The sequence below is a fragment of the Tsuneonella flava genome, from assembly GCF_002870965.1.
Taxonomy (GTDB): domain Bacteria; phylum Pseudomonadota; class Alphaproteobacteria; order Sphingomonadales; family Sphingomonadaceae; genus Tsuneonella; species Tsuneonella flava.
The window spans coordinates 213,356-236,033 of sequence record NZ_PHSO01000001.1 but is presented as its reverse complement, the minus strand read 5'-3'; the positions used below and the strand labels follow the sequence as shown (position 1 = coordinate 236,033).

The window sequence follows — 22,678 nt, the reverse complement described above, 5'->3', positions numbered from 1 at the left end:
ATGTTTGACTTGCTTATCAAATCAGGCACCATCATCGACGGTACCACCTTCCCCCGCTATCAGGCGGACATTGGCATCCGTAACGGTGTGATCGAGAAAATCGGCCGGATCGAGCCGTCGGAAGCGCAAAAGGTCATCGATGCCACCGGGAAGGTTGTCGCCCCCGGCCATGTCGACTGCCACACCCATTATGACGCGCAGATCCATTGGGACCCCTATTGCTCGAACTCGGGCGAAAACGGTGTGACGACTGTGGTGGCGGGCAATTGCGGCTTCGGGTTTGCGCCCTGCCGCCCTCAGGATCGCGAACGCGCGATGCTGATGATGGAGAATACCGAGCAGGTTCCCTACGAACAGATGAAGGCCGAATTGCCCTGGACGTGGGAGAGCTTCCCCGAATGGCTGGAGCATCTCCGTTCGCTCCCCAAGGGCGTCAACTTCATGATGTATATCCCGCTCAACCCGCTGATGGTCTATGTCATGGGCATCGATGCGGCCAAGAGCCGGTCGGCCACTCCGGATGAACTTTCGCAGATGAAGCAATTGATCCGCGAAGCGATGGATGCTGGCGCCGCAGGTATCGGTCTGTCGCATCTGCAGGACAAGAACGGCCACACGGATTACGACGGTACGCCGATGCCGACGGACACGATGGATCAGCAAGACGCCATCGAACTGTGCCGCACGCTCGGCGAAATCGGGCGTGGCACGATCCAGGTCCTGTCTTACGTTCCGGGCCTGTGCGACATGAAGCAGCTCGCGGCGGATTTCTTCGACGCGACGCAACGGCCGGTAATCCTGAACGTCGCCCTTTCGACGGCAGTGATGAAGGAATGCTATCGCCCACTGCTCGATTGGGTCGACGAACAGTGGAAGCAGGGGCGCCAGATCTTCGTTCAGTCCTTCGTCCAGCGTTCGTGGAACGAGTTCAATCTGATTGACCTCAATCTCAACGACGGCATTCCCGAATGGCGCGCAATCTCCAAGCTGCCGACTGTCGAAGAGAAGCTGGCGCTGATCGCAGACGAGAACCATCGCGCTACCATGCGTGCCAAGTACGATCCCACGCAGCTGATGACCGGAAGCGGCGCGATCGAGGATATTGTCCTGACGGCCAGCGGCGATGTGCCCGAGCTGGAACCGCTGGTCGGCCGGCGTCTGGGTGACATTGCGGAAGAACGCGGTGTCCATGCGCTGGACGTGCTGTTCGACACGTCGATTGCGACCAATGGATGGGCCAATTTCCAGACCACAGTCAATTCCGGCGCCGATGTTTGCGAAGCGGCCGATATCATGAGCAGTCCGTTCGTGCTGGCGGGCAGTTCCGACGGCGGTGCTCACTCGAAGTTCTATTGCGGGGGCCATTGGGCGACCGAACTGCTCTGCACCCTGGGTCGCGACGGTGGCTTCATGTCGCTGGAGGAACTGCACTATCACTTCTCGTACCAGCCCGCCCGCGTAATGGGTCTTCGCGATCGCGGCGCGGTGCTGGAAGGGATGGCTGCCGACCTGCTGATCTATGCGATCGACGATATCGACGCCAGCGGCGAGAGCTACGAGATGCGGTTCGACCAGCCGCAGGGCGATTGGCGCCGCTACTTCGTGACGAGCGGCTATCACATGATCATCGTGAACGGTGAAATCACCTTCGTCGACGGCGTGCCCAATGACGCGCGGCCGGGCAAGATCCTGCCCGACATGGGCGCATTGGTCGATCAGATGATGCTCGCAGCTGAGGCAGCCGAATAGGCCGTGGTGGGCAAGCGTCCGATCATCACAGGTGTCAGCAAGGGCATCGGCGGTGGTTTTGCGCGGCCCGATGCAGAAGCGGGGGCAGATCTGGCGATCTGCTCCCGTGCTGCACACGGGACCGAAGGGGTGCCGGACGAACGCAAGCCGCTGAATGCCAGCATTCTGACGGCGAGGTGAAAGTAGATGTCGGGCATCCCCGAATGCGGCACGCGGATAGTGCACTTTACATCCCTGGGCGACCTTTCCGGTCTCGAATAGTCGATAGCAACCGCAATTATGACCCCCGCAGGCGGTCGATGGAGTGAGCACAATGAGCATTGATTTCACCACCGGGTACGAAGGCACGATCGGTGGCAGCGCTTGCGGTAGCAACGATCATCTGGACGTGATCAACCCGGCGACCGGCAAGGCTTTTGCATCGGCACCCGATGCCGGCGCAGGGCAGCTCGACAGCGCCGTCGATGCGGCGACCCTCGCTCTGCCCGGCTGGCGGGCGCTGGGCATAGAGCAACGCCGCGCCGCTCTCCTGCAACTCGCCGATGCGATAGAAGCGAACAGCGAGGCGTTTACCGCGTTGTTCACACGTGAACAGGGGCGTCCCTTGAGCTTCGCTGCGGCCGAGATCGCTCTGGGCATACAGTGGCTTCGCGCCGCTGCTGCACAGGATATCCCGGTCGAGATCGTCGAAGATAGCGAGGCTCGCACGGTCGAGGTTCATCATGTGCCTTTGGGCGTGGTCTGCGCGATCGTCCCCTGGAACTTCCCGTTCCTGCTGGCGATCTGGAAAATTGCGCCTGCACTGCTCGCGGGTAACACGATGGTGCTCAAACCCTCGCCCTTCACGCCGCTGTGTGCCCTGAAGCTAGGCGAGCTTTCGCGTGGCATTCTGCCGGACGGCGTGTTCAACGTGCTGAGCGGCGGCGATGCGCTGGGTCCGTTGATGACGGCGCATCCCGGCTTTGCGAAGATCAGTTTCACCGGATCGACCGCTACAGGCAAGCGGGTGATGGAGTCCGCTGCGAAGGATCTGAAGCGTGTGACGCTGGAACTGGGTGGCAATGACGCGGCGATCATCATGCCCGATGTCGATCTCGATGTCGTTGCCGAGCAGATATTCATGGGGGCATTTTACAACAGCGCTCAGGTCTGCATCGCGACCAAGCGCCTCTACATCCACGAGGACATCTACGACGCCTTGCGCGACCGCCTGCACGCTATCGCCCAGATGATGAAAGTCGGCGACGGCACGGAGGAGGGAGTGGTTTTCGGTCCTGTGCAGAATGCGCCGCAATATAAGCGGGTCATGGGGCTGATCGAGCAGGCCGAGGCCGATGGCCTGACATTGTTGCGCGGCAGCGACGTGCCGGAAGGCGAAGGCTACTTCGTGCCGATCACTCTGGTCGACAATCCACCCGATACGGCAGCGGTTGTGACCGAGGAAGCCTTTGGTCCGGTTTTGCCACTGCTGCGCTTCAGCGACATCGACGAACTGATGAGCCGCGCCAATGACAGCGAGTATGGTCTTGCCGGGGCGGTCTGGTCGAAAGACATCGCGCAGGCGAAGGCGATTGCCGCGCGGATGGAAACCGGCACTGTCTGGATCAACCAGAACCTTCAGTCCGCCCCGCACATTCCCTTCTCCGGTGCCAAACAGTCTGGCCTTGGGGTGGAGAACGGGCAAGTGGGCCTGCTGGAGTTCACGCAAGCCAAGACGATCTTCGTGCCGAAGGCCGCGTGAGTTCGGCGACCTGTGATCGCGGGATTGTGAGGGGCTGGCGATGAGTGAGGTCTTGCCGCCAGTCGAAAAGCTCGGCGCGGTCAGGCTGATCCGCTTCGGCAATCCGCCTCACGGCATTTTGAGCGCGCGTGGCGCCACAAAGCTGCTGTCGGCCTTTCGCGATACGTTGGCAGACAGTGAAACGCGCGCCATCGTCATTTGCGGCAGCGATCCCGGGGTCTTCATTCGCCATTACGACCTGCGATCGATCCAGCGCGCCGCGAAGGCGATCCGCGAAGGGCTGATCGACGAGGTTGCTTTCCAGTCGGGGGACTTTGCGGTCCTCATCGATTGTATCGCGCAGGCGCCGGTGCCGGTTATCGCCGCGATCAACGGCATCTGCATGGGTGGAGGGTTCGAACTGGCGTTGGCGTGCGACGTGCGTATCGTTCAGCGCGACGTACAGCATATCGGTCTGCCGGAGGCGCGTATCGACATTCTCCCCGGCGGTGGCGGAGTTGCCCGGCTGACCCGGTTGATAGGTCTGTCGGCAGCAACGGATATCATCCTGCGCGGCCGTACTTTCGATGCAGAGCGCGCCTACTGCCTTGGTATCGTGGGCGATATTGCGGATGATGCCGTCGCTTTCGCGCTCGCACTGGGCGAACGGCTCGCCAGTCGCGATCCGCAGGCGATCAGAGCCATCAAGTCGCTGATTGCCGACACGATTGGCGACACGTTGAGCGAAGCGGTGGCAGCCGAGAGGCTGGCCTTCGCACGCCAGGTGCGCGACAGCGACATCGCGCTGGCCGGCATCGATGCGCTGTTGCAGTCTGGCACGATGTTGGAAACGGTACCCGAAAGCTGAACTGCCGTTTGCGCTTGCTTAATATCGCAGGCAGGCATCCACCGCATCGAGATCATCGGCCGCATGTGCAAGCCGCTCGATGAATACGAGGCTGGATTCGGTGGGCTGCATTTCGGGCATATCGGGGGCAGGGGTGAGAGTGCCCGTCCACCAGTTGAGTGCCGACATCATGTTCATGCGATAGAGCTCGAAAGCATCCTCGAATGCAGGAACGGCGACACCTTGTTCGGCGATCAGCTCCAGATATTCCGCCAGCAGATCCCGCTCCCACAGGCGGCGATGCTCTATCGTGAGCGAACTTGCCAGAGCGTAGGAGAGGTCGCGCGACCAGTTGCCGATCGATGCACATTGCCAGTCGGTCAGACCCATCCGGCCATCATGAGCGACATACCATTGCTTCAGGTGGCAATCGCCATGCAGCACTGTGCCGGGCAGGCTCTTGTGGCATTCGACGCTTGCTACCGTAGCGGGCCAGATATCGTCGTATCGCGCGAACAGCCGCGCCGGTATCTGCTGTTCTGCGGCCTGAAAACCCTGGTTGGTGCTATGCTCCTGCCCCAGACTCACAGCGTTGGCGAAGAAGTCCGGCCAGGTGTTGAGTTCCAGCCGAGCCGTTAAATCCGCGCGGCCGTGGAAGCGACTGTGCAACCCGGCGAGCAGCGCAATCTGCCCGCGCGCCCGATCCAGATCGATTGGCTCATTGTGGCCGCAGAAGGTCACCCGATCGCCAATGTCTTCCAGCACGATGATCGAGCAAAAGGACTGCGGATCATAGGCAGCATGATGAGCCTGTGGGATATCGATGGCGAGGGCGGGCCGGACATTGTGATAGAACTTCACCTCTGAATGCGCCCCGCCTGTGATGCCGAGCGTCAGGCGATGCTGCAGATCATGCGACGCCTTGCAAAACACCGATGCCGGCAGTCCGGCCTGGCGGCCGGCGGCACTATAGGTGAGGTGTATGCGCCTTCGGTTTGCCGTTCCGTCATCCGGCGCCCCAAGCGTAAAGCTCTCCACCGCTGCGCCGGGTACGTCCTCGCATAAGATCGCGGTCAGCCACTTTGTCGTGATCGCTTCATAGTCGATCGGTATGTCGCTGACGGTCAGCGCCTTGGGATGGTCTCGCCGATCGCGTTCGTACAGTGCGACAATTTGCTCTTTCAGGCTCATCCCGGTCCCCTTAACATCCACTCCGACGTAGCTTAGCGGTCGTGTAAGCGTGCTGTAGGCCCGTCGATTCTCTAGTTAATTAATCGACTACATTATTCGCTTTACAATTGGCAAGCGAGTGGTCAAAAAATCGCGAAATGCCGAGGATATTCGACGCCGGGGCTCCGTCAGGAGGCCGGTGCGAACCGGCGTCAAGGTCGAGATGGCGATGGCCGGAGCTGATATCTCACGATCGCCCCGCGATTGGGTCATTGCCCCGTGCCCGGTGTGCCTGCATGGGCAGTGCACTACCGATGGCAGGGCTTTGCCTCACCGGGACGGACAATGATGGAAGGATCTGGCAATGCACGGATTACGTAATTTCAGGGATGTAGGGGAGAGCCTCGATCCTTCACATCCCGCAATCGCAGCCGGACAACTATTCCGCTGCGGGCATCTCGCCCGCCTTCATGACGAGGCGAAACGTGATCTTCTGGCCCGACCCTGGTCGCATGTCATTGACTTACGTTACCCTGACGAATGCAGACGCGATCCATCGCCCTGGCCGAACGAGACCCGTTATCGATTGTTGAACGTTGGCGGCGGCTCTTCCCGCGATGCACCCCATCTTGAAATGTTCATGGCCGCTCGCGCAGAGGCGCACGGGATCGACGCGGTCAATCTGTCCTTCTACCGCGAGATTCCATTTGACCCGCTCTATCGACCTTTGTTCGCTGAAGCGGTCGGCGCCATCGCAGCAAGCGAAGGCCCGGTTCTTGTCCACTGCACGGCCGGGAAGGACCGAACGGGCATCCTGGTTGCCTTGATCCTGAGCCTGCTGGGCGTGGACCGCAGTTTGATAGTCGAGGATTATCTCAAGTCCACTCGTATCGTGACGCCGGAATTCACCGAGAGCATGCGTGAACAGTTGGAGAAAATGACCGGCGAAACCGTGACCTTGGCCGAGGTCACGGCGATGTTGACCGTCTCTCCAGATTATATCGTCGCCATGTTCGATGCGGTGAGTGCTCGCAGCGGGTCTGTAGCGGACTATTTCGCAGAGGCGGGGATCGGCCAGTCCGAGATTGGCGCCTTGCGAAACCGCATGGGAAGCCGCCTGGCATCGTCTTCGTCCAGCGTGTGATCTCCGCCATCAGAAGTCACGCACCAGTCGGACACCCCAAGTGCGCGGGGGAGCGTAGTTGCCGAACCGCCCAAGACCGAAGTTGATGATGTTCTGCAGATAGGTCTCGTCGAAGAGATTGTGCACGAACAGCGATAGACGCGTCTTGCCTGAGGCGTCTTCGAGCGTGGCAGACAGGTTTGCGGTCGTATAAGGGGCCTGGCTCTCGCCCGGATTGTTGTAGTAGCGCAGCACGGTGCGACTTGAATGGTAGACGCTGCCGTTCAGGATCAGCGCGGACAGCAGCTCTCCGCCAAGTTCCACGCGATATGTGGCGCTTCCATTCAGGGTGAAATCCGGCGCCCGGGTCAGAGGCGATCCGTCCAGATTGGCTGTGTAGTTGTACACGGGGTCGATTGAGACGAAGTCCTTATACCGTGCGTGCATGAAAGTAGGCGCAAGCTGCAGGCGGAAAGCGTCGGTTACCTGGAATTGCAGGTCTGCTTCGAGGCCATAGATACGCGCGTTAGCATTGGAGATCAGCGTGGTGTTGGGCGGGACGACCTGCGTGATCTGCAGACCCTGATAGTCGTAATAGAAAGCAGCGAAATTGGCCGTCAGCCTGCGGCCGAGAAGCCTGGACTTGAAGCCAAGCTCGTAAGCATCGAGTTGCTCTGGCTGGTACAGCCCCAATGTCGGGCCGAACAGCTCTCCACCCGATCCCGGCCAGTTTGCACCGCCCGACTTGAAGCCGCGCGACCACTGCAAATACGAACTTACATCGGGTGCGAGGTCGAACTGCAAGGCCACTTTCGGGAGGAGCTTGTTGGTGCTCGTATGCAGGTCCACCGAGGTCAACGGCAGGACCGGATCGATGCTGAGGCGCTGTGTGTAGTCGTTGTTCTCGTGGTTGTATCGAAGCCCCAGGTTTAGCCGAAACGCGTCGGTGATTTTATAGGTGGCGTCTACAAAGGCCGCCAGATTGCTGGTCTCTGAAACGACACCCTGACTCAGCACTGCTCCGGCGGGAAGGCTTGACGCCGGTCCGCCAACAGCGCCGAAAACGAGCGGCAGGGTAGCCTGTGCATCCTCGTGAAAGTAGAACCCGCCGAGGATGAAACTCAGGCGGCCGCTTTCACCGACAAGGCTGAGCTCCTGCGAGAACGATTTGGATGGACGGTTGAAATTGATGACGTCGTAGAACGGCGTGGAGGTGGCGTCGCCATCCAGATCGAGATCGCTGAGGTGCGAAACGTGGCTCGTGATAGAGCGTATAGTCAGATGATCTGACGCCTCCCAGTTGATTGTGCCCGAAGCGATGGAAGTGCGCGAGTAGCCCCGGAAAGGGCCATCGGCGACGATCCTGTTGGGCTCTGTGGTCTGGCCACTCGGGGGCGCGAGCGGCGAGGGATCAATAAGTTGCTGGATCGCGACGGGCGCTGTGTTTCGGTCAAAGCGGTAGGATAAATCGATGGTCAGGTTGGGGAGCGGTTCCAGTCTTGCTGCAGCACGGAAATAAGTCGCGTCGACCCCGCCGATGGTCTGTCCGGTGTTGAGAACTTTGATGAATCCGTCCTGCTTTTCCCTCCCGCCGCTCAGGCGAAAATAAACCCCGTCCGTGATCGGGCCCGATACGAAACCGCTGATCCCGCGTTCGTTGCGCCCACCCGCAGACAGTTCCACTCGCCCCGACAGTGTGCGAGTGGGTTTGGCCGATATGAAGTTGATAGCCCCGCCGGTTGCGTTGCGTCCATAGAGTGTTCCTTGGGGGCCACGGAGGACTTCGACCCGATCGAGATCTATGGCACGCAAGGTCGCCATGGTCGAACGAGGCAGAAAGGTTCCATCGACGTACATCGCGACAGTAGGTTCCGTCACTCCGCTTTCGACATTGGAACCGACGCCGCGGATCGTTATCAGTGTCGTACCGAGATGCTCGCCCCAATTTAGGTTGGGGATGATCTTTGCGATGTCGCGTACATCGAGGATACCCTGTTGTTCCAGGGCCTCGCCCGACACTGCTGAGATGGACGCCGGAATGCGCTGCGCTGATTCCGATCGCTTCAGAGCAGTGACAACGATCTCGGAATCGGCGGTCTGCGCTTCCGGATTTTTTTCCTGGGCTTGTGCTGTGGAACCACAGCACAAATAGCCGATGATAACTGTTGATACGCCAAGACTCACCCGTCGAGCCATGTCAGTTTCTCCCCCTCCGTTTGCAGGCCGGTTACGGCCCGGCGAGGCTCACCGATTCTCTCAGCGTAGTTCGTCCCCGCGTCAGCACTCTGTGCGCTTGTCGATGCTGTTCACAATCACTCGCTGTGACAAAATACTAACGTGAGATTACACTTTGAAAGTTATGGTGAAGAGGTGCGATAACTCCAAAGTTCAGCGTTGCAGTCCTGCTGGCTGCGGTTGTGCGGCTTATATCAGTGTCAGCGAGACGGGGAGGCGGGCCTCTGCTTCGTCTCAACAAGCTGCCCGGCTATCGTCATGTTTTTTCAAGAGTCATGGTAGGCTGCGGGTTGGTGATCGGCGGATCCTGAGCGGGATCGTCTCCATCAACCGGAACGGCCGCGCTGACGCGATGCACTGAGAGAATGCGGGCCGTACAAGGCATTGTATAACCAAGGAAAACGGCGATGCAGTCGGTGTCGCCGCATCGCGATCATGTTTGGCCGTCTCAAGGACTGACGCTGTACTCCAACGCGATATGACCGATACCAAACGGCTTGCTTCCCGCACCTGCACTGGCGGCTACCGTGCTCTTCTGGCTCTGATCAGTGAGTCCTGAGCCTAGGGGGCAATCAGCTCGCCCAAACCTATCCGGCCGGGGCCTCGCCCGTTCGACGATTGGCAACGACGACCCGATTGCGTCCTGCTTGCTTGGCGCGCAGCAGCGCACTGTCGGCGGTCGCGATAAGGTCGGTCCAGGTTTCGAGGTCGGGAGATGTCGCTACCCCGATGGACACAGTGACCGGTCCAACCTCCCGGCCAGAAAAACTGATTCTTACCGACGCAATATGAGTGCGGATCTCCTCGGCCCTCTCTACAGCAGTGCGCAGATCGACGTCGGGAAGCAGCAACACGAACTCCTCACCGCCGTAGCGAAACGCAAGAGCTCCATCGCGCGTGAAGTCCCGAAGGGAGGCCCCAACCTGGCGCAAGATCGCATCTCCCGCATCATGGCCGTGGCTGTCATTGAACCGTTTGAAGTTATCGACATCGAGCATCAGACAACTGAGGGGATGGCCCGCTTTAAGTGTGTTGGCAGCAACCTGCTCAAGCACTTTGTCAAGCGACCGACGATTACCCAAACCAGTCAGCGGATCAGTCAGCGCGCTAGCTCGAAGCGCATCGCGCAAGTGCAGATTGGCAAGCGCAAGAGCAATGTTTTCCGCCAGCATGTTCAGGTAGACATCACGCGCCTTCTGCTCGACCTTGAGGCTGTCGATCGCCTCGAAATATAGAAGGCCGAGCGTTTCATCTTGTGCGGTCAGGGGTATGCAGATGGTATCGACTGAGGTGTCGCCCTGGATGACGTGATTGCAGGGTATATCGAGTGCAGTTCCGCTCGGGCGATGAAAAGTACCGCGCCTCAGTGCCCAACACGAAATCGTTGGAAATTCTGCCAGGGAATGGGTAGGCTCTGACCAGGAAGACAGCCGGGTCATCACGTTGCGCGATTGATCGAGCAGATAGAGAGCACCTGCGAACCTCGGTGCGATGACGGGGATGAACCGCTCGGCAACTCCCCCGATTTCTCTCGGCGTATCACAACCTTGCATACGCTGTGTCATACGCGAGAGCGTGTCGCGCACGGCTCTATCGCGATCCCGCTCTTCTTCCAGCCGTTGCCGTTGGAGACCGTTTTCGCGGAAGATGCGGATTGCTTGCGCCATGTCGCCGATCTCATCGATCTGATCATAGGCGGGCGTCTCCACTTCGTAGTCCTGCGCTGCGAGCCTGCTGATCACATCGCTCAGGCGCACGACAGGCCGCAAGACGCGCTGTTTGAAAACGAAGTAAAGCACACACAGGAAAAGGAACGCCGTAGATCCGAGCAGAATCTCGGAGATCGTGCGCCAGGCCCTGGCAATCGCGGTCGCATCGTCGATATTGGCTGCGATCCGCTGATCGACCTGATACTGGAACTTGTCCAGAAACGCCTCTGCTCGATCGAGCTCGCGCTCATACTCAGCGCCAAAGATGATCTGTCGGGCCTTGTCTTCCTGGCCGGCCTTCGACGCCGCGATCGCGGCAAGCTGTTTGTCATGCAGGGTTTCGGCCCATTTCAGCGCATCGCGGAGGGCATTGAGCTCCGAAGGCAACGCACCGGCATCACTCACTTTGGACAATCGACCATTAATATCGGCAAGAGCACGGGCTTCACGTTGATATACGCTGATGTGGGTCTCGTCGCCTGTGATCACATACTGCCGTGTCTGACCGGTAAGGACGTAGAGTTCTTCGCTCAGGCGCTCGGTCGCCCGGTCGAGCCTATATCGCTGAGCGACCTGGGCTCGCTCCTGTTCCTGCGCGTTGGATGCAAGGATCATCGTTGCGCCGGAAACCAGCGTCAGGACGACAGTCGTCCCGTAAGCCCAGTTGGTGATCGTAGCGAGCCGCATAGGAAGAGATGTACCGGCATTACGTTTGAAAAGGCTTAAGTGCGTCTACGCAGTGATCACCAGCGCGAACGGTCAGGGCGAACGATTGGCTGATATCGCATGCCAGCTGCTACAGGGGAACGGCAGCTTCTTCAGCTACTGGGGTCGCGCTGACTCCGCGCGATGGAGCAGGGCACTTTCGCCATCCAGACTCGGTGACAGGAGCTGGCAAAGGACCTCTGGAAATACGCACTGCTGGTGCTGTCTGTGCAGCCCGAAGGCGAGATGAAAACCTCGGCCGACGCCCTGCCGGATCACACACGTATATAGGCCCCATGATGTTGCCCACGCGAGGATGCCATTATCTATGTGCTGGTGCTCCACAACCGATCGATTGTGTGGGCCTGCTTAAACCACTTGAGGCAGGGACAAGCAGGCCCACATCGCTTTATATTCTCACATTCAGAAGCTGATGCGCGCGCGCAAACCATAAGTGCGCGCATCGTTAAGAAAGCGGATGTTGAGCGCAGAACCGACCAGAGCTTTTTGTGAAGCTTCTGAGTTCAGGACATTGCTTGCCCACGCTTCCAGACGCAGGTTCTCGATTGAATAACCTACCCCGAGATTGAGCGTAGCAAAGCCTTTCTGACGATCGGGAAAGCCTGCCTCAAGCGCGGTCTGTCGTGTGCCGTCCAGAAAGACAATATCGGTCTCGTTGAACTGGCTAAGGAAGAACGAGGAGCGATAGTTGAGCAACGCCTGCCAGTCGAACCTGCCTGAACCGACATCGAACGATTGCGACAAACGTGCGCTCAGGTTGAACTCGGACGCCAGCGGGAGGCGATTGCCCACCAGGCTGACCAGAGGGGACTCGCCTCCTGCGTCGAAATCCTGTGCCCGCGCGTCAGCAACGACACCCTCGGTAACCTTGGTGTCGAGGTAAGCCGCGTTGAGATCCAGCGCGAAGTGCGCCGGGAGTTTAAGACGCAGTTCTGCCTCTGCGCCATAGATCCGCGAAGCGCCGATATTGCGATTGACTAGCGAATACCCATTGCACACCGGCGGCGTCTGTGTGTCATCGAGATTAATGCAGGTGAGATCCTGGAAAACCTGATTGGAATATTCGTAGTAGAAGCCGGTCAGGTTGAAAATGGCCCGGCGTCCAAAAGCATCAAACGAGTTGCGGCTGCCGATTTCGTAAACGACCAGCTTTTCCGGGCTGTAGGCTTCGGGGATTGTCGATCCGTTGAAACTGTCGTTGAAGCCCCCCGACTTGTGGCCGGTCGAAACCTTGGCATAGAGCATGTTGTCCGGGCTCAGATCGAATTCCATGCCCACGCGCCAGTCTACGAAATTGAATTTCGAGTGGCCAACCTGCTGATCGGGAATCGTAAGATTCACGAAGCTGAAGCCGCCATCAAATCCTGTCGGGCATTGCATGAAACCGTTGTCGATATCCGGTCGACTAGTGCATGTGCCATTTGGATTGGTGCCATTGGCGATAGCGCCAATCTGATCGATCAGTGTATCGCGCAGGCCAGCAGTTTTGATCCCTTCGATCAGGAATTGCGCCCGACCTTGTAAGGTATCAATTCCCGTTACATCGAAATTCGGGCGGTCGAGAAGGTTGGGTCTGAAGCCTTCAGTGCCAACTCGGGTGGCGAAGCAGCAGGAGTAGTCTTCTCCGCCCAGCGTCAGCTCTTCTCCGCCCAGTGACAGTGCCCAGTTGCCACCAATACCGTACCGAGATTTCTGCTCTTCGGTGTAGCGAATGCCCCCCAGGAAACGGAGTCTATCGGTGACATCGTAGGTGCCGTCCGCGTAGAACGCATAGCTTTCGCCATTGACGTCCGGCATCGTGAACTCTGTCGCAGAATAGCAGCAGTATCCGCGATCCGCCAGGGCGAGGTAGCCGACGGCCTGATCTTCATTGAAATAGAAGCCACCCACGTTCCAGCGGAACCGTTCGCTTTCATTGGCGAACAAACGGAGTTCATAGACCTGACTTTGCGATTCCGTTTGCCAGAAATTGTTCGAGAAATTGTCGTATTGGAAGCCGTCAAGGTCGCGGCCAGGATAGTTGATCCCGTCGCTGCTGGCATTCGCCTGATAAAAGTCGACGGAGCGGTAGCTGCCTGTCAGCTCTGCACCGAATTTGCCGAAATCGTAATTTATCTTGCCCTGAATTCCCCAGAGTTCGTTTTCCATGTCTCCCTGCATCCCACGATACACGACTTCTCGCATATCGAGGTCTTCAGGTCTGAGACCAGTGGCCATGACAGCGCCATAGATGTTTGCGCCTGGATAGCCGGTGCCGGTTTCTTTTCCGTAGTCGCCAATAATGGAGACTGTCAGCCGGTCACTTGGCTCCCACAATAGCGAGAGGCGCCCGGCGTAGTTTTCTTCCAGCCCGGCAGGTTTAAGGTTTCGTGCCTGTGCCCCGGTCGACGCATTGTGAAAACCGGCATCGCGGTTGATGTAATATCCTGCGGCTCGCACGGCCATGGTGTCGCCCAGCGGGATATTGAGCGCCCCTTCCGCACCATATGACGAGCGATTGCCGATTTCTGCCTGAACATATCCGCCAAGCTCGCCCAAACGTGGCTTTGCAGTGATGATGTTCAACGTCCCGGCCAGCGCATTGCGGCCATAAAGGGTTCCCTGCGGGCCCTTATTCACCTCAACTCTTTCGAGGTCATAGAACATCAATCCCAACCCGCGCGGGCGGGGAATGTAGGTTCCGTTCAGGTGAGGCGCGGCACCGGGATCGCCCAGTTCGGTATTGTTGGCCGAACCTACACCTCGGATGAAGATTTCAACGTTGCCTTCCTGATTGGCAATATTCAATCCGGGTACGGCGACCTGAAGCTGGCGTAGCTCAGAGATTCCGTCTCGTCTGAGCTGTTCTGAGTCAAAAGCCTGCACGACGCTCGAAACGTCCTGCAGATTCTCAGCCCGACGGTTGGCGGTGACGACGATAGAGTCGTCGCCCTCGTCTTTTGTCGCCTGGTTCTTGGCGGCTGCCGGATCGCTGTCCGGCGTGGTTTGCGCGTAAGCCGGAACGGTAGCAATCGAGCATAGCAACATTGCGCCAAATGCTTTGGTAAATTTCATCTTGGTCATAATATCCTCCCCTGCGCCCGCCTTTTGCGGATAGTATTCAGTGACATGAAAGTTGTGTTCCCGACGGTGGCGCGATCCGCACCGACGAGAGGGAAATGTCGAGCTGCCCGTTAGTGGTCAGCATCAACGGTTGGTCGACACGGCTGAGGTCGACGCCTGCTTCTGCGAAGCAGGAAAGCGGAATGGCAATGCGGGTCCACTGATCCGTCTTTTTTATGGCTGTGAGCGCAGTTTGCAGCGGAACACCATTCGTGCATTGTTCACCGCAATTCATGGACAGGCTGACGGCTGCCGTTGGGACGGCATTCACTTTCAGATCCAGTTCCAGCGCCAGATCGCCGTTTGCCTGCCGCGTGAGATCCCGAGACTCTTCCTGCACAATTGCCGCTGCTGCGCGCGCTGTGCCCGTCCAACGCAGGCGAAGTGAATCTTCCTGAGCGTTGCGATCGGTCCTTTCGACCGTGATCAAAGTTGGTCCCGGATTGGTGGCCAGTGCGCCTGGCGCACCGATCAGCAGTTGACGTCCGTTGCCGAACCGACCGCTGCCAAACAGGATATTGTCGTCTGCCTGTGCAGGGGAAGCACGATCTTCGGGTAAGGTGGCGAGATCGCCGGGCTCGTTCGTCGTCAGTCCAAAGCCATAAGCAAACAGCGGATCATAACCCTTGTCACCGATGTTCAGAGCAGTTTGGTCGCTCGCTTTTGGCCAGCTGTACGGAAGCTTGCCTGTGAACTGGGCCTTGCCGAAAAGGAGGTCTGCAACGCCGCCTCCTTCCGATCCGGGGAGCCAGGCAGCGACAAAAGCTCTGGAGGCGTTGAGGAATGGGTTTGCCCACATCGGTCGGCCTGAGAGAAAGACCGAAACTGTGGGTATTCCGTCCGCTTGCAATGAGCGCAGTAATTTGAGGCTGCGTTCATCGTCGTAACCTACGTCGGCGCGATCACCCTGAAACTCCGCATAGGGATTCTCGCCGAACACGACAATCGCGACATCTGGCTTTGTGGAATAGCTTCCATCGGGCGACAATGTTGCGTGACCGCCTGACGCGTCGACTTCCTGGGCGATTCCTTCCCAGATGGTCTGCGCGTTGGGAAAATCCGATCGCTTTGTGCCGGTGCCCTGCCAGCTGAGAGTCCACCCGCCAGTCTGTTTCGTCATGCTATCGGCACCGTCACCAGCCACGAGGATATTTGCCCGGGGATCGAGTGGCAGAATCCGGTCTGCATTTTTGAGCAGCACCAAAGACTTCCGGACCGCCTCGCGCGCGATTGCCCGGTGCTCGGGGCTTCCCAGTTGCTGGAACTCGCCAGCATAGGGGCGAGAGGAGGGCTTGCCCGCTTCGAACAACCCGGCTCTCATCTTGACCCGTAGTATTCGGCGCACAGCATCTTCGAGCCGATCCATCGGTAACTTGCCATCGCGCGCAGCTGCCAGTGTCGATTTATACAGGCCCTTCCAGCTGTCGGGCGCCATATACATGTCGAGTCCTGCGACTATCGACGGTACACAATTCGTCACCGTGCAACCTTCAACCTGCCCGTGGCCGTTCCAGTCACCGACGAGAAAGCCGTCGAAGTTCCAGCGCCCCTTTACGACGCCGTTTAACAGCGATCCGTTGCCGTGCATCTTGGCGCCGTTCCAGCTGGAAAAGCTGACCATGATGGATTGCACACCGGCTTTGATCGCAGGGAGATATGGTGGGCTGAATAAATCGCGAAGCCCATTTTCCGCGATCCGCGTATCACCCTGATCCTTGCCCCCTGTGGTTCCGCCATCGCCAAGGAAATGCTTGGCCGTCGCAATGATGTGCGGGCCGCGCAGCCAGTCCTTGTCTCCGATCCGACCTTGCAGCCCTTCAATCAGAGGTGCGGCATACGAAGTGGCGATTTCGGGTGTTTCGCCGAAACCTTCGTAAGTTCGGCCCCAGCGATCATCCCTTACGATCGCCAGTGTAGGGGCGAATGTCCAGTCGAGCCCGGTCGTCCGCATCTCAATTGCGGTTACTTCGCCTATGCGACGCATCAGTTCCGGATCGCGCGCGGCACCCAGACCGATGTTGTGTGGGAATAGCGTGGCGCCAACAATGTTGTTGTGACCATGCACTGCGTCGCTGCCCCAGATAATCGGGATGCGCGGCAAATTGCCATCCGGCGCCATCGAAGCGGCATAGAATGCATCGGCGGCTTTCAGCCACTCTTCGGCCGGAGCATTATACTTGCCAGTCGGTGTCGAATTACCTCCGTTGAGAACGGAGCCAAGGTGATATCGACGGACATCCTGAGGAGTGACGCTGCCGACATCAGCCTGGATAACCTGGCCGACCTTCTGTTCCAGAGACATCCTCGCGATCAGTGCGTCGATTCGCCGCTCCATTGCCGGATCGGGTTTGATCGGAGCAGCCTGTGCGGGCCATGCATTCGGATTTGCGATCGCCTGTGGGATCGGCTGCGCGAACAGCGGTGCTGTCGCTATTCCGGAGCATAGCGTCACCGCGATTGCTTCAAACATGAATTTAGCTCGGCGGGGCCGCACCAGAATCTCCTCCCTCACATATGACAACGTTTACCGTTCCTATGACAACGTTTACCGCCGGGCATCGACAAGAGTCAAGAGAGACGCTAATCAAGCATGTCGGTCATGCCGGCGACTGGGGTAACGGAGCATCTCGCGGAGGGCTGCCATCTCGAAGCGATCTACGATAATCGACGTTGCCGACCTTGCCGGTGTATCCATCAAGACGGTATCTCGCGCGTTAAACGATGCGCCGCATGTCAACGCGGAAACCCGCAAGCGGATCAAGGATGCCGCCGCAGCGCTCGATTACCATCCCAATATCGCCGCGCAGAGCCTGATAGCCCGCCGCAGCTATCTGATCGGCCTGACTTACGAACGACCGAGTCCGAGTTATGTCGTCGAATTGCAGAATGGAGCACTCGCCCGGCTGGAAAATTCCCGTTACCGTCTGGTGGTATTGCCCTTCCGCGACGTGGCAAATCGACCGACAGAACTCGGTAGTTTGCTGCTCCGCGCTGGACTGGACGGGGTGATTCTCGCGCCTCCTGCCTGCGATCAGCATGAACTCTTGTCGATGCTCGACCGGCAGAAGCTACCATACGCACGGATTACTCCGCATCGCGAGATGGATCGCGGCATCGTAACGGTGATCGACGACATCGAGGCCGGCCGGGCAATTGCCAGACATCTTCTTGAGCTTGGCCACAGGCGTATCGGCATCGTAATGGGTGATCCTTCCCACGCAGCAAGTGCTGCGCGGATGAAGGGATATCGATTGGCGTTTGCCGATTTCGATGCTGAATTGAACGACGAACTTATCGCATCTGGCGACTTCACCTATGATGTAGGCTATGCCTCCGCCGCGAAATTGCTGCACCAGTCCCCACGCCCGACAGCGATTTTGGCTCAGAACGACGATATGGCAGTGGCCGCGATGGCGGCCGTCCGTGATCTGGGTCTGTCGGTGCCTGGGGACGTGTCTGTCGCAGGGTTCGACAATTCGGAAGTCTCGCGAACAACCTGGCCGCAATTAACGACAGTACGCCAACCGGTAAATGAGATGGCATGGGACGCGGTGGACCGGTTGATTGCCATGCTCGATGCAAATAGCGGCGAGCAGGCTTCGCCTCCATTGCGTGGCGATCATCCTTATGAGTTGATCGTGCGAGCGTCCACTGCCGCGCCGCGCTAACTGCCGGTCAGCGGCGGAACTGCATAGCGGATTAGTTCGCGGGCCTGATCTGGAAACCAGCTGCCAGCAGGCGGCGCTTCAATGCCACGCTCCGGATCTGCCGGGCCAGAAGTACCCCGATAGCACTGGCCATCGGACTCGCCAGGAATCTTGATCCAGAGAAACGCATCCACATAGGGATGGTTGGTATTCAAAATAGGCCTGCGACCAAGCCCTCGATCAGGCGGGTTGCACCAGATTTCTGGGTCAGAATACCGGGAATCCGGCGGTGTCCACGATCCGACACCATTGCGGCTGGTATCGATGATGGCTCGCTTCTGTGACGTGGGATCGCGGACGAGTCCCTCTTTGCCAAACAGGACATCGTAGGCGACGTCGGTTGCACCCCATGTTGCCACGTCTTCAAACGTTGCCGGGCCATATTGGCTTGGACATTCACGAGGATCGACGTCGCGGGCCATGACGAGGGCCAGGCAATCGCTGATCCACCGCGCGTAAGCGGTGACGCGGGCATCACTTTCGAAATTCGACACGTTGAGGAAGTATCCATCCGCCTTCGCGACGTTCGCCTTTATAAGCCGGTCCGCTGCTTCGCCTGGCGCGAGCCAGCTACTTCCCGTGCCATCCAGATAGACACGTACATTTGGTAGCGCGGCAAGGATATCGACTGCCGCGCTCAATTGAATGAAGCGATTGCTGGCTGCTTCATCCGGGTCACCGTCTGGCGGTCGACATTGTCCCATGCTGCCGTCGAGAGAGGAGTACCACGGAATTATGCCCAGGCTGTCTGGTTCCAGAACAACAATTGCTGGTCTGTCGCCGATTCCTGTCGCGAAACCTCTCATCCAAGCAAGATAACTTTCGGTCTCATTGGTGCCACCTGAAGAGTATAGGGAGCAATCGCGTTCTGGAATGTTGTAGGCGACCAGTACCGGCACGCTCTGTTCAGCAGCGGCATGGTCTACCAGTCTGGTGACCTGTCGCTCGACCTCAGCGGGTGTTCCGCCCGCAAACCAGGTTGCAGAAGGGAAGCGACTTAACGCCAGAGCGTCCTGCCTGGCCTCTCCCTGCAACTGCTCTGCCGCCGCACGTGTGGTGCTTTCCGGGTTGGTGAACAACTCTGGCTGTCCATGGTCCGGCACGGCCATGCTAAGCGCGGTGCCGAGAGATAAGGCGAGAAATCCTGACATGCCACCTATCATAGCCATTGGCGCGCGTCTGTTAACTGCACCGCTGACAATGAGGCAAATTGGTTGTTGCTGCGCGGGCCTGTTTTGGTGGAATTGCTGGTGCTTAAGTTAAAGAGGTTTCGGGCGACCGTGCGCTGTCATTTGTCGGTGCGTGCGACTACTCCTTTCGCTTGCTTTAACCTTATCTTGATCCCGCTTCGCATAGATGGCGCTTGTTGGTTGGATGAAGGCGTTTTTGATGACGGTGCGTCTGTTTCTCCTGATTTTTGTGAGTGTCAGTCTGTCTGCTTTGGCGCAATTGGCGCTCAAAGTTGGCACGACTGCTGCTGCCAGTGCCCGATCTAGCGGGGTTGGGGGGGAAATGGGCGGGCTTTTGCACTCCCCGATGGTGTTTGTCGGCCTCGGCCTCTACGGCATCGGAGCAATTCTCTGGCTATTCGTTCTTGGGCGCGCACCATTATCGCTGGCGTATCCATTCGTCGGGATCGGTTTCATTCTGACGATGCTTGCCGGGGCCTTTTTCCTGAATGAAAATCTTACGTTTGCCCGTGTTGCCGGCACCCTTTTGATCGCTGTTGGCTGTGTGCTGGTCGCGCGATCAGCTTGAAATGAACGGCTGCTCCAATGGTTGATACTGCGCCAGTTATGGCACCCGCATGAAAAGTACAGTCTTCGTGTCAAACGAGCGGTGGCGGCTTATACTCGCCTTGATTATCCTGTGTGCCGTGGTCATGCGACTGGCTGCGGCCTGGGTTTTGGCTCAACCGCTTGAGAGCGACTCTCTTTCCTATTTCACCATGGCACAGAGCCTGGCGGAGCGCGGGGAACTGGTCGACATATATGGGCAGCACGTCTTTTTCAGCGCAGGATACCCGCTGTTCCTCAGCCCATTCTTTGCGATTTTTGGGAGTTCGATTGGCGTCGCGCTGGGCGTCAATGCTGTGCTCTGCGTAATCGGTACGTGGCTGATTTACAGGCTTGCGCTCACTATCTCCAGCAATCGCTTTGCGGGGGCGCTCGCCGCCGCTGCCTATGCAGTCTGGCTTCCCGGAATCTGGAATGCGACGATGCTCGCTAAGGAGAATCTATCGACGCCATTGCTGCTTGCGATTGCCCTGTGTGCCATCGATGTAGCGCGTAACAAGCGTCCGATCCGCGCTGCGATGGTTGGCGGGTTGCTTTGGGGGGCAGCACTGGTGACAGGTGGCTCGGCCCTGCTGCTTTGCGCTGGAATAGCAATCGCTCTGCTGGTGCTGTGGCGAGCCCAAGGTTTCTTCGCCCCCGCACTGGTAGGAGGGCTGGGTTTTCTTGTCGGTGCTGCGGTGATGCTCGCCCCATGGCTCTATGCGACGGACCAGATGGTGGGCCGCCCGGTTCTGACCACAAATGCAGCATTCAATCTTTATCTTGGCAATAATCCTGCGGCGACAGGCAAATTCGTGAGCATTGCCGATACGCCGATGGGGAGAAACTGGGAGGCGACCCGATTGAAGCTTGGCGAGGTTGGCAATGCCGATCGTTTGCAAGCTGAAGCAATGCGTTGGATTCGCGAAAATCCAGCCAGAGCGGCAGAGTTGGCTGCGTGCAAACTTGTCTATTTCTGGCAGCCCAATCTTATGGATGCTGAGGATGTTGGGGCATCAAAAGCCTTTGTTTTGATCAGACTGGTCGAGGTCATTCAATATGGGCTGATAGTTGTTTTCGGTTTGGCAGCCTTGCGTTCGCGACTGATCGCCAGCGATGCCAAGTGGATATTCGCAGCGATGATCGTCGGCTTCTGGCTGGTCCATGCTGCAGCATATATCATCACTCGCTATCGCGATCCGGTGATGCCGTTGCTGATCGTATTAGCCGTTATTCCGGTTGCGAAGTGGCTTGAGCAATTCATTTTGCGCCGGATAACGCGACATGCCGCCTGAGAATGCCACCATTGCGCAGGACCATGTTCCTCTTTTCGTCGATGTCGATGGTACGCTAACGCGCGCGGACATATCGCTCGAAAGCTTCGTGCGGATCGCGCGGTCGGGCGTGGTTGCGTGTGTTACACTGCTGCTATGGTTGGTTACTGGACGTGCCGTAGCCAAGACCATGGCGGCACGGCGGGATCGTATCGATCCTGCACGGCTCCCTTACAGACACGAAGTACTGGACCTGATCGAAGCGGCGCAGGCGGATGGTCGCGCGGTGATATTGGCAAGTGCAAGTCATTGGAGGCATATTCGCGCAATCGCGACGCACCTTGGCCTCTCCGAACCGGTGATTGCGACACATGGGCGAGCCAACCTTAAGGGCCGGGCCAAACTGGCTGCCATACGCGATCGCATTGGCCCCGATACCGCCTTCGATTATGTCGGAGACAGTCGTGCCGACAACTGTCTGTGGTGCGAAGCGCGGCGAAGCTGGTCGGTCGGTCATATTCCACCGCAATCGACAGTCGAACGCCTCGGTAACCCACCAGTTGGTTTTTCCCGATCGGTGGTAAAGGCCATGCGACCGCACCAGTGGGCGAAGAATGCACTAGTAATCCTGCCTGCATTCACCTCCGGCCAGTTCGTCAAACCTATGGTGTTATTGACGGCCGTGGCAGCAGCGCTGCTGATGTCGCTTATCGCTTCGTCCATTTATCTGTTGAATGATTTGCTGGACATGGATTCCGACCGTGCACATGCGACCAAGTGGGCGCGGCCACTCGCGCATGGCGACCTTTCCATTCCTGCAGCGCTTGGCATATCGCTGATGTTGGGCAGTGTCGGCCTGATTGGCGGCTGGTTGCTCGGTGGACCTGCACTGACTCTCTGGCTGCTGGCCTATATGGCGATCACAACCGCGTATTCTTTGCGTCTTAAAGAGGTGATGGTCGGAGATGCCCTTGTTCTTGCGGCGTTATATACCATTCGCTTGTGGATAGGCGGCATCGTGATCGGCGTGACGCTGAGTTTTTGGTTGTTGCTGTTTTCGGTCTTTCTGTTCCTGAGCCTTGCTTATCTTAAGCGCTATATTGAGATGCGAGACGCAGTCGATCCAGATCGCCTGTTGAAGGGGCGCGGTTATGTTGGTGGCGATCTCGATGTAGTAATGATGTCAGGGGTTTCAGCGGGCATGGTCGCGATCCTTGTGCTGGCGTTGTTCGCACACGACCCGGAAACCGCTGTCCATTACGGCAACCCCGATTTACTCTGGCTGCTCTGCCTCCCGCTCATCTACTGGATGAATCGCATGTGGATGATGGCACGGCGCGGTGAGGTCGAAGGCGATCCGGTTGCTTTTGCGATCAAAGACCGGCGCAGTCTTCTGATCGGCTTGATAATGGCCTGTATCTTCGTGGTGGCACTTTTTAGCTCACCGGTTGCCGTATAGTGGCGATCTGAGAAACGACGGCTGAAATCCCTCATCCGTCGCTCATTCGGATTTCGCTGCGCTTAGGCGGGTGTGTTTGAAA

The 22,678-nt window shown here is 58.3% G+C and carries 15 protein-coding genes and 2 pseudogenes; 11 read left to right on the top strand and 6 right to left on the bottom strand.

The features are described 5' to 3' along the window. From CV013_RS01100 to CV013_RS01090, 4 genes are all read left to right on the top strand, one after another. A complete protein-coding gene (locus CV013_RS01100; protein WP_102153420.1) occupies nucleotides 1-1,749 on the top strand; it encodes an N-acyl-D-amino-acid deacylase family protein in 1,749 nt (582 codons plus the stop codon). Nucleotides 1,750-1,752: 3 nt separating this feature from the next. Beyond that, nucleotides 1,753-1,929 carry a hypothetical protein gene (locus CV013_RS15470; RefSeq protein WP_157935716.1) on the top strand — a complete coding sequence of 59 codons (177 nt, stop codon included), beginning with the start codon at nucleotides 1,753-1,755 and terminating at the stop codon, nucleotides 1,927-1,929. Nucleotides 1,930-2,062: 133 nt separating this feature from the next. After that, the gene (locus CV013_RS01095; protein ID WP_102153419.1) at nucleotides 2,063-3,490 is read left to right on the top strand and encodes an aldehyde dehydrogenase family protein; all 1,428 of its coding nucleotides are present in this window, start codon (nucleotides 2,063-2,065) and stop codon (nucleotides 3,488-3,490) included. Between the two features lie 40 nt (nucleotides 3,491-3,530). Further along, entirely contained in the window at nucleotides 3,531-4,337 is an 807-nt protein-coding gene (locus tag CV013_RS01090) for an enoyl-CoA hydratase/isomerase family protein (protein ID WP_102153418.1), read from the top strand. 18 nt (nucleotides 4,338-4,355) lie between these two features. Here the strand turns inward: CV013_RS01090 and CV013_RS01085 are convergent, their stop codons facing one another. Beyond that, nucleotides 4,356-5,507 (bottom strand): phosphotransferase, encoded by a 1,152-nt coding sequence (locus CV013_RS01085; protein ID WP_102153417.1) that lies wholly within the window; start codon nucleotides 5,505-5,507, stop codon nucleotides 4,356-4,358. A gap of 343 nt (nucleotides 5,508-5,850) precedes the next feature. On the opposite strand from CV013_RS01085, the gene CV013_RS01080 reads away from it, so the two are divergent. Then, nucleotides 5,851-6,630, top strand: coding sequence for a tyrosine-protein phosphatase (locus CV013_RS01080; protein WP_102153416.1), 780 nt, complete (start codon nucleotides 5,851-5,853; stop codon nucleotides 6,628-6,630). 9 nt (nucleotides 6,631-6,639) lie between these two features. Here CV013_RS01080 and CV013_RS01075 read toward each other — a convergent pair whose 3' ends face one another. Further along, nucleotides 6,640-8,805, bottom strand: coding sequence for a TonB-dependent receptor (locus tag CV013_RS01075; protein WP_102153415.1), 2,166 nt, complete (start codon nucleotides 8,803-8,805; stop codon nucleotides 6,640-6,642). A gap of 298 nt (nucleotides 8,806-9,103) precedes the next feature. Between CV013_RS01075 and CV013_RS16085 the strand changes: the two are divergent. Together CV013_RS16085 and CV013_RS15785 are read left to right on the top strand one after the other, a co-directional pair. Further along, nucleotides 9,104-9,249: pseudogene (locus tag CV013_RS16085) on the top strand (IS5 family transposase); the annotation flags it as partial. Then, nucleotides 9,244-9,389: pseudogene (locus tag CV013_RS15785) on the top strand (IS5/IS1182 family transposase); the annotation flags it as partial. The pseudogenes CV013_RS16085 and CV013_RS15785, both read left to right, overlap by 6 nt. Nucleotides 9,390-9,431: 42 nt before the next feature. On the opposite strand, the gene CV013_RS01065 reads toward CV013_RS15785, so the two are convergent. The 3 genes from CV013_RS01065 to CV013_RS01055 form a co-directional block, all read right to left on the bottom strand. Next, nucleotides 9,432-11,240 (bottom strand): sensor domain-containing diguanylate cyclase, encoded by a 1,809-nt coding sequence (locus CV013_RS01065; protein ID WP_102153414.1) that lies wholly within the window; start codon nucleotides 11,238-11,240, stop codon nucleotides 9,432-9,434. Between the two features lie 441 nt (nucleotides 11,241-11,681). Beyond that, nucleotides 11,682-14,342, bottom strand: coding sequence for a TonB-dependent receptor (locus CV013_RS01060; protein WP_223805357.1), 2,661 nt, complete (start codon nucleotides 14,340-14,342; stop codon nucleotides 11,682-11,684). A gap of 37 nt (nucleotides 14,343-14,379) precedes the next feature. Next, nucleotides 14,380-16,851 carry a glycoside hydrolase family 3 protein gene (locus tag CV013_RS01055; RefSeq protein WP_102153413.1) on the bottom strand — a complete coding sequence of 824 codons (2,472 nt, stop codon included), beginning with the start codon at nucleotides 16,849-16,851 and terminating at the stop codon, nucleotides 14,380-14,382. Between the two features lie 154 nt (nucleotides 16,852-17,005). On the opposite strand from CV013_RS01055, the gene CV013_RS01050 reads away from it, so the two are divergent. Next, entirely contained in the window at nucleotides 17,006-18,049 is a 1,044-nt protein-coding gene (locus CV013_RS01050; protein WP_102153412.1) for a LacI family DNA-binding transcriptional regulator, read from the top strand. Here CV013_RS01050 and CV013_RS01045 read toward each other — a convergent pair. Beyond that, nucleotides 18,046-19,239 (bottom strand): glycoside hydrolase family 6 protein, encoded by a 1,194-nt coding sequence (locus tag CV013_RS01045; protein WP_223805358.1) that lies wholly within the window; start codon nucleotides 19,237-19,239, stop codon nucleotides 18,046-18,048. The genes CV013_RS01050 and CV013_RS01045 overlap by 4 nt on opposite strands. A gap of 223 nt (nucleotides 19,240-19,462) precedes the next feature. Here CV013_RS01045 and CV013_RS01040 point away from each other — a divergent pair, with 223 nt between their 5' ends. The 3 genes from CV013_RS01040 to CV013_RS01030 are packed head-to-tail and all read left to right on the top strand — an operon-like array spanning nucleotide 19,463 to nucleotide 22,596. After that, nucleotides 19,463-19,846 (top strand): DMT family transporter, encoded by a 384-nt coding sequence (locus CV013_RS01040; protein ID WP_198591815.1) that lies wholly within the window; start codon nucleotides 19,463-19,465, stop codon nucleotides 19,844-19,846. A gap of 49 nt (nucleotides 19,847-19,895) precedes the next feature. Next, the gene (locus CV013_RS01035; protein WP_102153409.1) at nucleotides 19,896-21,158 is read left to right on the top strand and encodes a glycosyltransferase family 39 protein; all 1,263 of its coding nucleotides are present in this window, start codon (nucleotides 19,896-19,898) and stop codon (nucleotides 21,156-21,158) included. Further along, nucleotides 21,148-22,596 (top strand): UbiA family prenyltransferase, encoded by a 1,449-nt coding sequence (locus tag CV013_RS01030; RefSeq protein WP_102153408.1) that lies wholly within the window; start codon nucleotides 21,148-21,150, stop codon nucleotides 22,594-22,596. Before CV013_RS01035 ends, CV013_RS01030 begins: the two co-directional genes overlap by 11 nt. Nucleotides 22,597-22,678 lie beyond the last annotated feature (82 nt).

Excerpts from the sequence above, each read along its gene's own strand:
- CV013_RS01100 (WP_102153420.1), top strand. The coding sequence starts at position 1 with ATGTTTGACTTGCTTATCAAATCAGGCACCATCATCGACGGTACCACC.
- CV013_RS01095 (WP_102153419.1), top strand. The coding sequence starts at position 2,063 with ATGAGCATTGATTTCACCACCGGGTACGAAGGCACGATCGGTGGCAGC.
- CV013_RS01090 (WP_102153418.1), top strand. The coding sequence starts at position 3,531 with ATGAGTGAGGTCTTGCCGCCAGTCGAAAAGCTCGGCGCGGTCAGGCTG.
- CV013_RS01085 (WP_102153417.1), bottom strand. The coding sequence starts at position 5,507 with ATGAGCCTGAAAGAGCAAATTGTCGCACTGTACGAACGCGATCGGCGA.
- CV013_RS01080 (WP_102153416.1), top strand. The coding sequence starts at position 5,851 with ATGCACGGATTACGTAATTTCAGGGATGTAGGGGAGAGCCTCGATCCT.
- CV013_RS01075 (WP_102153415.1), bottom strand. The coding sequence starts at position 8,805 with ATGGCTCGACGGGTGAGTCTTGGCGTATCAACAGTTATCATCGGCTAT.
- CV013_RS01065 (WP_102153414.1), bottom strand. The coding sequence starts at position 11,240 with ATGCGGCTCGCTACGATCACCAACTGGGCTTACGGGACGACTGTCGTC.
- CV013_RS01060 (WP_223805357.1), bottom strand. The coding sequence starts at position 14,342 with ATGACCAAGATGAAATTTACCAAAGCATTTGGCGCAATGTTGCTATGC.
- CV013_RS01055 (WP_102153413.1), bottom strand. The coding sequence starts at position 16,851 with ATGTTTGAAGCAATCGCGGTGACGCTATGCTCCGGAATAGCGACAGCA.
- CV013_RS01045 (WP_223805358.1), bottom strand. The coding sequence starts at position 19,239 with ATGTCAGGATTTCTCGCCTTATCTCTCGGCACCGCGCTTAGCATGGCC.
- CV013_RS01040 (WP_198591815.1), top strand. The coding sequence starts at position 19,463 with ATGAAGGCGTTTTTGATGACGGTGCGTCTGTTTCTCCTGATTTTTGTG.
- CV013_RS01035 (WP_102153409.1), top strand. The coding sequence starts at position 19,896 with ATGAAAAGTACAGTCTTCGTGTCAAACGAGCGGTGGCGGCTTATACTC.
- CV013_RS01030 (WP_102153408.1), top strand. The coding sequence starts at position 21,148 with ATGCCGCCTGAGAATGCCACCATTGCGCAGGACCATGTTCCTCTTTTC.